The 13,312-nt window shown below is 61.9% G+C and carries 9 protein-coding genes and 1 tRNA gene; 9 read left to right on the forward strand and 1 reads right to left on the reverse strand.

What is annotated here, in order from left to right:
- Positions 1 to 22: 22 nt before the first annotated feature.
- The 3 genes from carB to VFF99_RS12485 all read left to right on the forward strand — a co-directional run bounded on the left by carB (position 23) and on the right by VFF99_RS12485 (position 4,278).
- Positions 23 to 3,253, forward strand: a complete 3,231-nt coding sequence (carB, locus tag VFF99_RS12475; protein ID WP_325018337.1) for a carbamoyl-phosphate synthase large subunit — start codon at positions 23 to 25, stop codon at positions 3,251 to 3,253.
- A 99-nt stretch (positions 3,254 to 3,352) separates the two neighbouring features.
- Positions 3,353 to 3,829, forward strand: a complete 477-nt coding sequence (gene greA / locus VFF99_RS12480; RefSeq protein ID WP_325018339.1) for a transcription elongation factor GreA — start codon at positions 3,353 to 3,355, stop codon at positions 3,827 to 3,829.
- A 5-nt stretch (positions 3,830 to 3,834) separates the two neighbouring features.
- Positions 3,835 to 4,278 carry a DUF4149 domain-containing protein gene (locus VFF99_RS12485; protein ID WP_325018340.1) on the forward strand — a complete coding sequence of 148 codons (444 nt, stop codon included), beginning with the start codon at positions 3,835 to 3,837 and terminating at the stop codon, positions 4,276 to 4,278.
- 18 nt (positions 4,279 to 4,296) lie between these two features.
- Here VFF99_RS12485 and yhbY read toward each other — a convergent pair whose 3' ends face one another.
- Positions 4,297 to 4,770 (reverse strand): ribosome assembly RNA-binding protein YhbY, encoded by a 474-nt coding sequence (gene yhbY, locus VFF99_RS12490; RefSeq protein WP_325018342.1) that lies wholly within the window; start codon positions 4,768 to 4,770, stop codon positions 4,297 to 4,299.
- 34 nt (positions 4,771 to 4,804) lie between these two features.
- Here yhbY and VFF99_RS12495 point away from each other — a divergent pair, with 34 nt between their 5' ends.
- The 6 genes from VFF99_RS12495 (at position 4,805) to VFF99_RS12520 (ending at position 13,236) form a co-directional block, all read left to right on the forward strand.
- Complete coding sequence (locus VFF99_RS12495) at positions 4,805 to 5,449, forward strand: RlmE family RNA methyltransferase (RefSeq protein WP_325018344.1); 645 nt, start codon at positions 4,805 to 4,807, stop codon at positions 5,447 to 5,449.
- Positions 5,450 to 5,689: 240 nt separating this feature from the next.
- Positions 5,690 to 7,576 carry an ATP-dependent zinc metalloprotease FtsH gene (gene ftsH, locus VFF99_RS12500; RefSeq protein ID WP_325018345.1) on the forward strand — a complete coding sequence of 629 codons (1,887 nt, stop codon included), beginning with the start codon at positions 5,690 to 5,692 and terminating at the stop codon, positions 7,574 to 7,576.
- Between the two features lie 69 nt (positions 7,577 to 7,645).
- A complete protein-coding gene (folP, locus tag VFF99_RS12505) occupies positions 7,646 to 8,500 on the forward strand; it encodes a dihydropteroate synthase (protein WP_325018347.1) in 855 nt (284 codons plus the stop codon).
- 3 nt (positions 8,501 to 8,503) lie between these two features.
- Positions 8,504 to 9,841 carry a phosphoglucosamine mutase gene (gene glmM, locus VFF99_RS12510; protein ID WP_325018349.1) on the forward strand — a complete coding sequence of 446 codons (1,338 nt, stop codon included), beginning with the start codon at positions 8,504 to 8,506 and terminating at the stop codon, positions 9,839 to 9,841.
- 103 nt (positions 9,842 to 9,944) lie between these two features.
- Positions 9,945 to 10,021 (forward strand) — tRNA-Pro (locus VFF99_RS12515).
- Between the two features lie 263 nt (positions 10,022 to 10,284).
- Positions 10,285 to 13,236, forward strand: coding sequence for an EAL domain-containing protein (locus VFF99_RS12520; protein ID WP_325018350.1), 2,952 nt, complete (start codon positions 10,285 to 10,287; stop codon positions 13,234 to 13,236).
- Positions 13,237 to 13,312: the final 76 nt, after the last annotated feature.

Genomic DNA, 13,312 nt, shown 5'->3' on the forward strand with positions numbered 1-13,312 from the left:
GCGATGATGGAGAAACACAAAAATGCCTAAGCGCACAGACATCAAAAGCATCCTGATCATTGGCGCCGGCCCGATCATCATCGGCCAGGCGTGCGAATTCGACTACTCCGGCGCGCAGGCCTGCAAGGCATTGCGCCAGGAAGGCTACAAGGTCATCCTCGTCAACAGCAACCCGGCGACGATCATGACCGACCCGGAGATGGCCGACGTCACCTACATCGAGCCGATCACCTGGCAAGTCGTGGAGCGCATCATCGACAAGGAGCGCCCGGACGCGATCCTGCCGACCATGGGCGGCCAGACCGCGCTCAACTGCGCACTCGATCTGCACCGCAACGGCGTGCTGACCAAGTACGGCTGCGAACTGATCGGCGCGACGCCGGAAGCGATCGACAAGGCGGAAGACCGCCTGAAGTTCAAGGATGCAATGACCAAGATCGGCCTCGGTTCCGCGCGTTCGGGCATCGCCCATACGCTCGATGAGGCATGGGCGGTGCAGAAGGTGATCGGCTTCCCGGTCATCATTCGTCCGTCGTTCACCATGGGCGGCACCGGCGGCGGCATTGCCTACAATCCGGAAGAATTCGAAACCATCTGCAAGCGCGGCCTCGAAGCTTCGCCGACCTCCGAACTGCTGATCGAGGAATCCCTGATCGGCTGGAAAGAGTACGAGATGGAAGTCGTCCGCGACAAGAAGGACAACTGCATCATCGTCTGCTCGATCGAGAACCTCGACCCGATGGGCGTGCACACCGGCGACTCCATCACGGTCGCTCCGGCACAGACCCTGACGGACAAGGAATACCAGATCATGCGCAACGCCTCGCTGGCGGTTCTGCGCGAGATCGGCGTCGACACTGGCGGTTCCAACGTCCAGTTCGCGGTCAATCCGAAGGATGGCCGCATGATCGTCATCGAGATGAATCCGCGCGTGTCGCGTTCATCGGCGCTGGCATCCAAGGCCACCGGCTTCCCGATCGCCAAGGTCGCGGCCAAGCTCGCCGTCGGCTTCACGCTGGACGAACTGCGCAATGAAATCACCGGCGGCGCCACGCCGGCATCGTTCGAGCCGAGCATCGACTACGTCGTCACCAAGGTGCCGCGTTTCGCGTTCGAGAAGTTCCCGCAGGCCGACAGCCACCTGACCACCCAGATGAAGTCGGTGGGCGAGGTGATGGCGATCGGCCGCACCTTCCAGGAATCGTTCCAGAAAGCGCTGCGCGGCCTCGAAGTCGGCGTGGACGGCATGAACGAAAAGACCAAGGATCGCGAGACCATCGAAGAACAGCTCGGCGAACCCGGCCCGGAACGCATCTGGTACGTCGGCGACGCCTTTGCGCAAGGTTTCTCGCTGGAAGAAGTGCAGCAGCTGACGCACATCGACCCGTGGTTCCTGGTGCAGATCAAGGAAATCGTCGACATCGAACTGTGGCTGGAAACCCAGTCGCTGGACGCGCTCGACAGGGCGACGCTGTTCAAGCTGAAGCAGAAGGGTTTCGCGGACCGCCGCCTGGCCAAGCTGCTGAAGACTACCGACAAGGCGGTGCGCGACAAACGCCGCGAACTCGGTGTGCGCCCGGTCTACAAACGCGTTGATACCTGCGCCGCCGAATTCGCGACCAGGACGGCCTACATGTACTCGACCTACGATGAAGAGTGCGAATCGCAGCCGACCGACAAGAAGAAGATCATGGTGCTCGGCGGCGGCCCCAACCGCATCGGCCAGGGCATCGAGTTCGACTATTGCTGCGTGCACGCGGCACTGGCGATGCGCGACGATGGCTACGAAACCATCATGGTCAACTGCAACCCCGAAACCGTGTCGACCGACTATGACACCTCCGACCGCCTGTACTTCGAGCCGTTGACGCTGGAAGACGTGCTGGAGATCGTCGACAAGGAAAAGCCGTACGGCGTGATCGTACAGTACGGCGGCCAGACACCGTTGAAGCTGGCGCTCGACCTGGAGGCGAACGGCGTGCCCATCGTCGGCACCTCGCCCGACATGATCGATGCCGCCGAAGACCGCGAGCGTTTCCAAAAGCTGCTCAACGAACTCGGCCTCCGCCAGCCGCCGAACCGCACCGCGCGCACCGAGGAAGATGCGCTGCGCCTGGCGCAGGAAATCGGCTACCCGCTGGTCGTGCGCCCGTCCTATGTGCTGGGCGGCCGTGCAATGGAAATCGTGCACGAGCAGCGCGACCTCGAGCGCTACATGCGGGAAGCGGTGAAGGTATCCAACGATTCGCCGGTGCTGCTCGACCGCTTCCTGAACGATGCGATCGAAGTCGACGTGGACTGCCTGTCCGACGGGCAGCGCACCTTCATCGGCGGCGTGATGGAACATATCGAACAGGCCGGCGTGCACTCGGGCGATTCCGCCTGCTCGCTGCCGCCGTACTCGCTGTCGAAGGAAACCATCGATGAACTGAAGCGCCAGACTTCGCTGATGGCCAAGGGCCTGAACGTGGTCGGGCTGATGAACGTGCAGTTCGCGATCCAGCAGCAGGAAGTCGAAGGCCAGCTGAAAGACATCGTCTACGTGCTGGAAGTGAATCCGCGCGCCTCGCGCACCGTGCCGTACGTGTCGAAGGCCACCGGCCTGCAGCTGGCGAAGATCGCCGCGCGCTGCATGGTCGGCCAGTCGCTCGACAGCCAGGGCATCAAGAACGAAGTCGTGCCGGAGTACTACAGTGTCAAGGAAGCTGTCTTCCCGTTCAACAAATTCCCTGGCGTGGATACCATCCTCGGCCCGGAGATGAAGTCGACCGGCGAAGTCATGGGTGTGGGCAAGACCTTCGGCGAAGCATTCGTCAAGTCGCAGCTTGGCGCAGGCGTGAAGCTGCCGAAGTCGGGCAAGGTCTTCCTGAGCGTCAAGAACAGCGACAAGCCGCGTGCGGTGCAGGTGGCGAAGGATCTCGTCGAGCTGGGTTTCTCGCTCGTGGCCACCAAGGGTACGGCTGCCGCCATCAGCGCTGCAGGCATTCCGGTCGCGGCGATCAACAAGGTCGTCGAGGGGCGCCCCCACATTGTCGATATGATCAAGAACAACGAGATTGTCATGGTCATCAACACCGTGGAGGAAAAGCGTACCGCGATCGCCGATTCGCGCGCGATCCGTACCTCGGCACTCATGGCACGCGCGACGACCTACACCACCATCGCCGGTGCGGAGGCTGCGGTCGAAGGCATGCGCCATCTGGACGAGTTGCACGTCTACGATTTACAAGGCCTGCATAAGTCTTTACACTAAACCTCTACAGTCCATAACTTGCCACAGAGGTCACAGACGACTCCGGGTTTCCCGGGGTTATTTGTGACCTCTGTGGTTTTCATTTCGTCTACAGAATTTATGAGCACAGTACCAATCACAAAGCGCGGCGCGGAAATGCTGAAGGAAGAGCTGCACCGCCTCAAGACCAAGGACCGTCCCGCGGTCATCAACGCGATCTCCGAAGCGCGCGCGCAGGGCGACCTGTCCGAAAACGCGGAGTACGACGCGGCCAAGGAACGCCAGGCATTCATCGAAGGCCGCATCGCGGAACTGGAAGGCAAGCTGGGCGCTGCCCAAATCATCGACCCCACCACGCTGGATGCGGAAGGCCGCATTGTGTTCGCGTCGACGGTCGATCTTGAAGACCTCGAGTCCGGCAACAAGGTGACGTACCAGATCGTCGGCGAAGACGAGGCCGACCTGAAGGAACTGAAGATTTCCATCACTTCCCCGATCGCCCGCGCGCTCATCGGCAAGTACGCCGGCGACGTGGTCGAAGTCAACGCCCCGTCGGGCATCCGCGAGTACGAAGTCCTCGAAGTCCGCTACATCTGAACCACATGGCTGCTGCCCGTATCCGCATGCTGATCGCCACCCTGTGGGTGGGCAGCCTGTGGACGATCGGATATATCGTCGCCCCGACCTTGTTCGCCAGCCTGGAGGACAAGATGCTGGCGGGATCGATCGCCGGCAAACTCTTCAGGATCGAGGCGTGGGTGACGGTGGTTTGCGCCGTTGTCCTGATCGCGCTGCTGCGCGCAAAGGAAGAGGGGGCTTCGAAGGCGGGCAAGCAGGCTGTGTGGATCGCGCTGGCCATGCTCGCCTGTACGCTGGTCGGCTATTTCGGATTGCAGCCTTTCATGGCTGCATTGAAGGAGGCTGCCGTGGGCGGGGTGATGGAGCCGGACGCACGATCGCGCTTCGGACTCCTGCACGGCATAGCAAGTGTGTTCTACCTCATCCAGAGCATTCTTGGCGGCTTGCTCGTCTGGAAGCTTCGCTGAGCACCGCCGGGCTCCAAATCAGGTCCGGCCGAGCGCCGATTTCTTCTGGCTGGTCTGACGCTTTTTCGCGCGCTTCACATTGCCGCCCGAGGTGACGCGCTCGTTCCCCTTGAGGACAACCTTCGTCACGGTCGGACGCTTGGTGCCGCTGGGGCTGGGCTTGACGATCGTAACTTCGCGCAAGCCCTTGCCGCGCTTGTCGCTGCGCTCCTTCTGCGCTTCCTTCTGCGGACGGTAGAGCACCAGCAGCTTGCCGATGTGCTGAATCGGCGCGGCGCCGAGCTTGTCGCAGATCGTTTCGTAGATTTCGATGCGTGCTTCGCGGTCATCGCCGAAGACGCGGACCTTGATCAGGCCGTGTGCGTCGAGGCTGGAGTCGATCTCCTTCAGCACGGCGGGCGTCAGGCCGGCATCGCCGATGATGACGACCGGGTTGAGGCCGTGGGCTTCGGAGCGAAGCGCGCTGCGCTCTGCGGGTGTCAGTTTCAACATGATTCACATTCCTTAAAAGCGGTATTCTACGCGAATGGCAAAGAACAAATTCAACAAAAACTGGCTGCACGACCACATCAACGATCCCTACGTCAAGCAGGCGCAGAAGGAAGGGTACCGGGCGCGCGCCGTTTACAAGCTCAAGGAGATCGACGAGAGCGAGAAGCTGATCAAGCCCGGCCAGGTCATCGTCGACTTGGGATGCGCACCGGGGAGCTGGTCGCAATACGCGCGCAACAAGCTGGCGGGAAAAGAGGGCGGCGGCATCAACGGCACCATCATCGGCCTCGACATGCTGCCGATGGATCCCATCGCCGACGTGCATTTCATCCAGGGCGATTTCCGCGAGCAGGACGTGCTGGATGCGCTGGAGGAGGTGCTCGAGGGGCGCAAGGTGGATCTCGTGCTGTCCGACATGGCGCCCAACCTTTCCGGTGTCGCCATCACCGATGCGGCGCGGGTCGAGCACATCATCGACCTGGCGATCGACTTCGCGCGCGCCCACATGAAACCTTCCGGAGCGCTACTCGTCAAATGTTTCAATGGCACAGGTTTCAACGAAATCCTTGCCAAGTTCCGTCAGGAGTTCAAGATTGTCCTGCAGAAAAAGCCCAAGGCGAGCAGGGACAAGTCCTCCGAAATCTTCCTGCTCGGGAAGGTGCTGAAAAATCCGGCTTGACTGGGTTGATTGCGGATTGGAAAGTTATTCATCTGACAAAGTCTTGATTTCAGGGATGCCGGCCCCATATGCCCCGCGTTTGGTTCGCACTGCTTTGCCGGTTCCCGCCTCATCCCCGGCTGTTTCCCCCTGCCATCCGGCCCGCCGCCGGATTATTCAAGCTGGCAAGCGCCGGTCAATGCGGGTAGAATCAATTTTACAAGTCATGTAAATGGGCGCTATTGCGTCTAAGGAGTTCTAGTGAACAACATGTTTTCGAAAGCCGCCATCTGGGTCGTCATCGCCCTGGTGCTTTTCACCGTCTTCAAGCAGTTCGACGGTCGAACGCTGGCGGGCGGCGCAACGCCGATTCCCTACTCGGACTTCCTGGACGAAGTGAAGGCGCGTCAGATCCGTGAAGCGACGATCGAAGATCGCACCATCATCGCCACCACGAACGACGGCAAGCGCATCAAGACCGCGGTCACCTATCTCGACCGTGGCCTGATCGGCGACCTGATCAACAATGGCGTGAAGTTCGACGTCAAGCAGCCGGAAGAGCAGTCCTTCCTGTCCCAGGTCTTCATTTCCTGGTTCCCGATGCTGCTGCTGATCGGCGTCTGGGTGTTCTTCATGCGCCAGATGCAGGGTGGCGGCAAGGGCGGGGCATTCTCGTTCGGCCGCTCGAAGGCCCGCATGCTCGATGAGGCAAGCAATACCGTCACCTTTGCCGACGTTGCCGGTTGCGACGAAGCGAAGGAAGAAGTGCAGGAGCTGGTCGACTTCCTGCGCGACCCGACCAAGTTCCAGAAGCTCGGCGGCCGCATTCCGCGCGGCGTGCTGATGGTCGGCCCCCCGGGTACCGGCAAGACCTTGCTGGCACGCGCCATCGCCGGCGAGGCGAAGGTGCCGTTCTTTACCATCTCCGGTTCCGACTTCGTCGAAATGTTCGTCGGTGTCGGCGCCTCCCGCGTGCGCGACATGTTCGAGAACGCGAAGAAGCATTCCCCCTGCATCATCTTCATCGATGAAATCGACGCGGTCGGCCGTCATCGCGGCGCCGGCATGGGCGGCGGCAACGATGAACGCGAGCAGACCCTGAACCAGCTGCTGGTCGAGATGGACGGCTTCGAAGCCAATTCCGGCGTGATCGTCATCGCGGCGACCAACCGTGCCGACGTGCTCGACAAGGCGCTGCTGCGTCCGGGCCGCTTCGACCGCCAGGTGATGGTCGGCCTGCCCGACATCCGCGGCCGCGAGCAGATCCTGTACGTGCACATGCGCAAGGTGCCCATCGCGCCCGACGTCAAGGCTGATATCCTGGCCCGCGGCACGCCCGGCTTCTCCGGCGCCGACCTGGCCAACCTCGTCAACGAGGCGGCACTGTTTGCCGCCCGCCGCAACAAGCGCCTGGTCGAGATGCAGGATTTCGAGGATGCCAAGGACAAGATCGTGATGGGCCCGGAGCGCAAGTCCGCCGTCATGCGCGAGGAGGAGCGCCGCAACACGGCCTACCACGAGTCCGGCCACGCAGTGGTGGCCAAGCTGCTGCCCAAGGCCGATCCGGTCCACAAGGTCACCATCATGCCGCGCGGCTACGCCCTCGGCCTGACCTGGCAGCTGCCGGAACATGACCGCGTGAACATGGACAAGGACAAGATGCTCGAAGAGATCGCCATCCTGTTCGGCGGCCGCATCGCGGAAGAAATCTTCATGCACCAGATGTCCACCGGCGCGTCGAACGACTTCGAGCGCGCGACCAAGCTGGCGCGTGCGATGGTGACGCGTTACGGCATGTCCGAAACGTTGGGCACGATGGTGTACGAAGACAGCGAGCAGGACGCCTACTTCGGCCGCATGACGTCCAAGACCGTGTCCGAGGCGACGCAGCAGAAGGTGGACCAGGAAATCCGCTCCATCCTGGATGCGCAGTACGCACTGTCGCGCCGCCTGCTGGAAGAGAACCAGGACAAGGTCGAGGTCATGGCCAAGGCCTTGCTCGAGTGGGAAACGCTCGACGCTGACCAGATCAACGACATCATGGAAGGCCACGAGCCCCGTCCGCCGAAAGCCGGCGTGCCGGCCAAGCGCTCCCCCTCGGACAGCGCATCCGGCGGCGTTTCACCGAACGCGACGGCACCCGCGTAAGCCTTTGCGGCTTCCGCTTCCTGTCTGACAAGGGTGAGGAGAAATCCTCGCCCTTTTTCTTTGCTCCAGATGAAATCAAGCTACTTTCAATGCGGCCGCTTCCGCTATCCGCTCACCGGCGAGGCGCGGCCGCTCGTCATGGGGGTGCTGAATGTCACCCCGGATTCCTTCTCCGACGGCGGACATTTTGCTTCGCTCGACCTTGCGCTGACACGCGCCGAGCAGATGATCGCGGACGGCGTCGACATCATCGATATCGGCGGCGAGTCGAGCCGGCCGGGCGCGGCTCCTTTGCCGCTGGATCAAGAACTGCGCCGGGTCATGCCCGTGCTCTTCGCGCTGCGCGACTGCGGGAAAGCCCTGTCCGTGGATACCTACAAGCCCGAAGTGATGCGGGAAGCCATCGCTGCGGGAGCGGACATGATCAACGACATCAATGGTTTCCGCGCGGAAGGAGCGTTGACGGCTGTCAACGATTCGGACTGCGCGTTGTGTATCATGCACATGCAGAAAGATCCGGCAACCATGCAGCTCAAGCCTGAATACGAGGACGTGACACGGGAAGTTACGCAATTCCTGCGTGAGCGCGTGGAGGCTGCGGAAACGGCCGGCATCGATCGCAAGCGTCTCTGTGTCGATCCGGGCTTCGGATTCGGGAAAACCGTTGATCACAATCTTGCGCTCCTGCGCGATATCGACAAAATGTCGGTTGAGACCGGCGTTCCCGTGCTCGCCGGCGTATCGAGGAAATCAATGATCGGAGCGATCACCGGGAAGCCAGTGGAGCAGCGCCTGGCCGGCAGCCTGGCTGCCGCCTTGGCCGCGGCGGCGCGCGGGGCGCGGATCATCCGCGTGCACGATGTCGCAGAAACAGTCGACGCGCTCAAGGTGTGGGCAGCGGTCGCCAATACAAAACAGGGGTAGAACATGACGCGTAAATATTTCGGGACCGACGGCGTGCGAGGCCGTGTCGGTACGCTTCCGATTACACCGGATCTCGTGATGAAGCTCGGCTATGCCGCCGGAAAGGTGCTGACCCAGGAGGAGGCAAGCAGCAGCAAGCCTGTGGTACTGATCGGCAAGGACACCCGCATCTCCGGCTACATGCTGGAAGCGGCGCTGGAAGCCGGGTTTGCCGCCGCGGGCGTCGACGTCATGCTCGCCGGCCCGATGCCCACACCGGCCATTGCCTATCTCACCCGCGCCTTGCGTCTTTCCGCCGGCGTCGTGATTTCGGCTTCGCATAACCCTTACGACGACAACGGCATCAAGTTCTTTTCGGCTTCCGGCAACAAGCTGCCCGACTCGGTTGAAGCGTCGATCGAGGCCCTGCTCGAAGAGCCGATGGACTGCGTGTCATCTGAAAAGCTGGGCAAGGCCAAGCGCCTGTTCGATGCGCAGGGACGGTATATCGAGTTTTGCAAGAGCACGTTCCCGAACGAGCTGGACCTGAAAGGCCTGAAGATCGTGGTCGACTGTGCCCACGGCGCGGCTTACCACATTGCGCCCGACGTCTTCCACGAGCTCGGTGCGGAAGTGATCGCCATCGGCAACAAGCCGAACGGACTGAATATCAACGACGCTGTCGGCGCCACCGCACCCGCGGCCCTGTCGGCCGCCGTGAAAGAACACCAGGCCGACCTTGGCATCGCTCTCGACGGCGATGCCGACCGCCTGCTGATGGTCGATGCCACCGGCCGCCCGTACAACGGCGACGAATTGCTGTACGTGATGGTCAAGGACCGGATGAAGGCGGCGCCGGTCGCCGGCGTCGTCGGTACCCTGATGACGAATATGGCACTGGAAGTCGCGCTCAAGCAGATGGGCGTTGGCTTTGCGCGCGCCAAGGTGGGTGACCGCTACGTGCTTGAAGTCCTGCATGAACGCGGCTGGCTCATCGGCGGCGAAGGATCAGGCCACCTGCTGTTCCTGGACAAGCATACGACCGGCGACGGGATCGTGTCTGCGCTGCAAATCCTTTCGGCCTTGAAGCGCAGCGGCAAGACGCTGGCCGAAGCGACGGCGGACCTGGTGCTGTTCCCGCAGTCCCTCGTCAACGTCAAGGTGACCCCCGGCTTCGACTGGCAAAAAAAGGCCGCGGTGGTCGCGGAGAAGGAAATCGTCGAAGCCGAGCTGGGCGACAACGGCCGCGTCCTGATCCGTGCCTCCGGCACCGAACCGCTTATCCGCGTGATGGTGGAAGCGCGCAACGCCGAGGATGCGGCGAGGATGGCGCGTCGCATCGCCGACAAGCTCGCCGCCTGAGGCGCAAGGAGGGTGCGAAGCATGGTCGCATCCTCCGCCATTTCCCAGCATCAGGGCAATAAAATTGACCGGAGTGCCACCTGCCGGTATGATGCTTGTCTCTCGGGGCGTAGCGCAGCCTGGTAGCGCACCTGATTTGGGATCAGGTGGTCGGACGTTCGAATCGTCTCGCCCCGACCAATTTTTCCCTTCTGCTTCTTCACCTGTGTTTTTCCGCTGAACATTCCGCAGTGCATTTTGTGCACGCTTTGAATGATGCCGCTAGGCATCATTCATGAGTGCTGGCACAATGTGAGAGAACTTCCTCATCCAGCTGTACCGGGCCCATGCGCATCATGCCTGGTCCCGCAAACTGTCCGGATACTACAAAAAATGCAAATGGGAGACCAATTGGCACCTGTACGGTGCGCGCTTCTGCAGGCGCACGTGCGCGGGGCCGCCGCATGAAGAAGCTGGAGGCGCTGGTTGACCTGGTCTTGGTCGAGATCGGCCTCGACCTCACTGATATCGGCAGGCGCAAGGCTGCCCTCGAACTCGGCGACGAGGACGTGATCCGCCTGCGCAGGCTGCATGTCCTGCTGGAGCCTTACCAGCAGCAGCTCGCCGACGCCTTCCACGACTACCTGTTCCAATTCCCCGAACTGAGGGCGATGCTGAGCGACCCGCTCAAGCTCAGCCGCCTCAAGCAGGCGCAGCGCACCTATTTCGAACGCCTCACATCCGGTGTCTACGACGAGGAGTACGTCAAGGACCGGCTCCGCGTCGGCCTTGCGCACCAGATGATCGCGCTCGAGCCGAAGTGGTACGTCAGCGCGTATCGCAAGTATCTCTCCGAGCTGGCGACCATCCTCTCCCGCCTGTTCGCGGACGACCGGGAGGAATTCTTCCGCAGCTACGACGCCGTCCTGAAGCTGGTCTGCTTCGACATGGTGCTGGCGCTCGATACCTATTTCCACGCGGACCGGGCCGAGGCGCTGCGTGTGAAGAATTACGCCGAGCAGATCGTCGCCTCGATGCCTTCCGGCCTCATGGTTGTCGATGCCGAGTTGAAGATCCGTTCCATCAACCATGCGATGTGCCGCATGTTCAGAGTAGGGCAGGACAGCGATGTCATCGGGCAGCCGTTGACATCCGTCGTCTGGAGCCGTCAACTGACCGAGCGCCTGAGGCACGCGCTCGCGACCGGGGAGCAGACACGGGACCTGCTGGTCAGCATCCCCGACGACGGCGGCAAGCGTTACTTCGAGTTCGACCTGTCGACCGCGCTGCTGAGGCAGGAAAATGTTTTGCTGCTGATGGCGCAGGACATCACCGAGCGCATCCGTTCGCAGGAACAGCTGCGCCGGTTCAGGATGGCGCTCGACAGTTCCATCGACGCCGTCTACCTGATCGACCGCGCGCAGATGCGCTTCATCGATGCCAACGAAACCGCATCGCAGACGCTCGGATACACCCACGAGGAACTGCTGCGGCTCGGCCCGCAGGACCTCAAGCCGGACGAAGGCGAGCTTGAACGCATCAACCGGCGCTTCGACGAGGTCATCCGCTCGGAAAGCAAGACCGGCATGATCCAGACCGTCCACCAGCGCAAGGATGGCTCCCGTCTGCCCGTCGAGGTTTATCTGCGCGCCATCCAGTCGGAAGAGCGCCAGCTGCTGGTGGCGGTGGTGCGCGACATTACGCAGCGCCTGGCGGCGGAAGCCGTACTGCGCGAGAGCGAGGAGCGCTTTCGCGTCGCCTTCAACCAGGCGGCCGTCGGCCTGGCGCACGTTGCGCCGGAAGGCCGGTGGTTGATGGTGAACGACAAACTGTGCGAAATCGTCGGTTATTCGCGCGCGGAGCTGCTCAATCTCGGATTCCAGGACATCACCCATCCCGAAGATCTGGTCGTGGACTGGGCACTGGCGCGGCGGATGATCGACGGCGAGCTCTCCGAGAAAACGCGCGAGAAGCGTTACCTCCACAAGAACGGGCACTACATCTGGGTCAATCTCACCAGTTCGATGGTGAAGGATGATGATGGCAATCCCAAGTATTACAGCACGGTGGTCGAAGACATCTCCCGCCGCAAGCAGATCGAGGAAGAACTGCTGCACCTCGCGAACCATGATGCGCTCACCAGCCTTCCGAACCGGTCGCTGCTGCTCGACCGCCTGGGACAGGCGATCGTATTCGCCGAGCGCGCGAAAGGGCAGGTTGCGGTAATGCTGATCGACCTCGATCGCTTCAAGAACATCAACGACAGCCTGGGGCACGACGTCGGCGACAAGATCATCGTCGAGGTTGCGCGCCGCCTCTCGGCCTGTGCGCGGCCCGGCGATACCGTCGCCCGTCTGGGTGGCGACGAATTCGTGCTGATCCGGCCGGATGTCAGGCGGGAAGACGCGGTGGCCATCATGGCACAGCAGATCCTCGCTGCCTTGTCGCGCCCGATGACGATACAGGGCCACGAGTTCTACCCGACCGGCAGCATCGGCGTGAGCATGTATCCCAAGGACGGGCACGACAGCCAGACTCTGCTCAAGAATGCGGACACGGCGATGTATCGGGCAAAGGATGCAGGCAGGAACAACTTCCAGTTCTATGCATTCGAGATGAATTCGCGGGCGCTCGATCGTCTCAAGCTGGAAACGGGATTGCGGCGCGCGCTGGAGCGCGGGGAGTTCGTGCTCCACTATCAGCCGCAGATGGACATCGCTACCGGCCGCGTTACCGGCGCCGAGGCGCTCCTGCGCTGGGAGCAGCCGGGACAGGGAATGGTTTTTCCCGTCGACTTCATTCCGATCGCGGAAGAAACCGGGCTGATCGTACCGATCGGCGAGTGGGTGCTGCGGCAAGCCTGTGCGCAGAAACGGCGGTGGCACGATGCCGGGCTGTTCCCGGACATGAGGGTGGCAGTCAACCTCTCGGCGCGTCAATTCAAGCAACAGGACATCGTGCGGGTGGTGTCGGACATCCTGGTAGAAACCAGATGCCCGCCGGCGTGGCTGGAGCTCGAGATCACCGAGAGCGTCGTGATGGAGAGTCCGGAAGCAGCGGCGGAAACCCTGCACAAGCTGAGCGCGATGGGCGTTCACCTGTCGATCGACGACTTCGGTACCGGTTACTCGAGCCTCAGCTACCTCAAGCGTTTTCCGATCGATGCACTGAAGATCGACAAGTCCTTCGTTCGCGACATCACCGTAGACCCCGACGACGCGGCGATCGCCAAAGCCGTGATCGCGCTTGCGCACAGCCTGAAGCTGGACGTCATCGCGGAAGGCGTCGAGACCGGCGAACAGCTCGACTTCCTGCGCGCGCAGGATTGCGACGTGATCCAGGGTTACTTCCTCAGCCGGCCGCTGCCGGTGGATCGGTTCGAACGATTCATGCGTGAAGGCAATTCGCGGCGATGATGCCCGGCGCAGTCATTGAAACCTGATGCCAATAGAGGTAATATCCGCAGGCTTCATTTCCGGTAAGACCCCGGCG

This window comes from Noviherbaspirillum sp. (assembly GCF_035654295.1).
Classification (GTDB): domain Bacteria; phylum Pseudomonadota; class Gammaproteobacteria; order Burkholderiales; family Burkholderiaceae_D; genus Noviherbaspirillum.

Excerpts from the sequence above, each read along its gene's own strand:
- carB (WP_325018337.1), top strand. The coding sequence starts at position 23 with ATGCCTAAGCGCACAGACATCAAAAGCATCCTGATCATTGGCGCCGGC.
- greA (WP_325018339.1), top strand. The coding sequence starts at position 3,353 with ATGAGCACAGTACCAATCACAAAGCGCGGCGCGGAAATGCTGAAGGAA.
- VFF99_RS12485 (WP_325018340.1), top strand. The coding sequence starts at position 3,835 with ATGGCTGCTGCCCGTATCCGCATGCTGATCGCCACCCTGTGGGTGGGC.
- yhbY (WP_325018342.1), bottom strand. The coding sequence starts at position 4,770 with ATGTTGAAACTGACACCCGCAGAGCGCAGCGCGCTTCGCTCCGAAGCC.
- VFF99_RS12495 (WP_325018344.1), top strand. The coding sequence starts at position 4,805 with ATGGCAAAGAACAAATTCAACAAAAACTGGCTGCACGACCACATCAAC.
- folP (WP_325018347.1), top strand. The coding sequence starts at position 7,646 with ATGAAATCAAGCTACTTTCAATGCGGCCGCTTCCGCTATCCGCTCACC.
- glmM (WP_325018349.1), top strand. The coding sequence starts at position 8,504 with ATGACGCGTAAATATTTCGGGACCGACGGCGTGCGAGGCCGTGTCGGT.
- VFF99_RS12520 (WP_325018350.1), top strand. The coding sequence starts at position 10,285 with ATGAAGAAGCTGGAGGCGCTGGTTGACCTGGTCTTGGTCGAGATCGGC.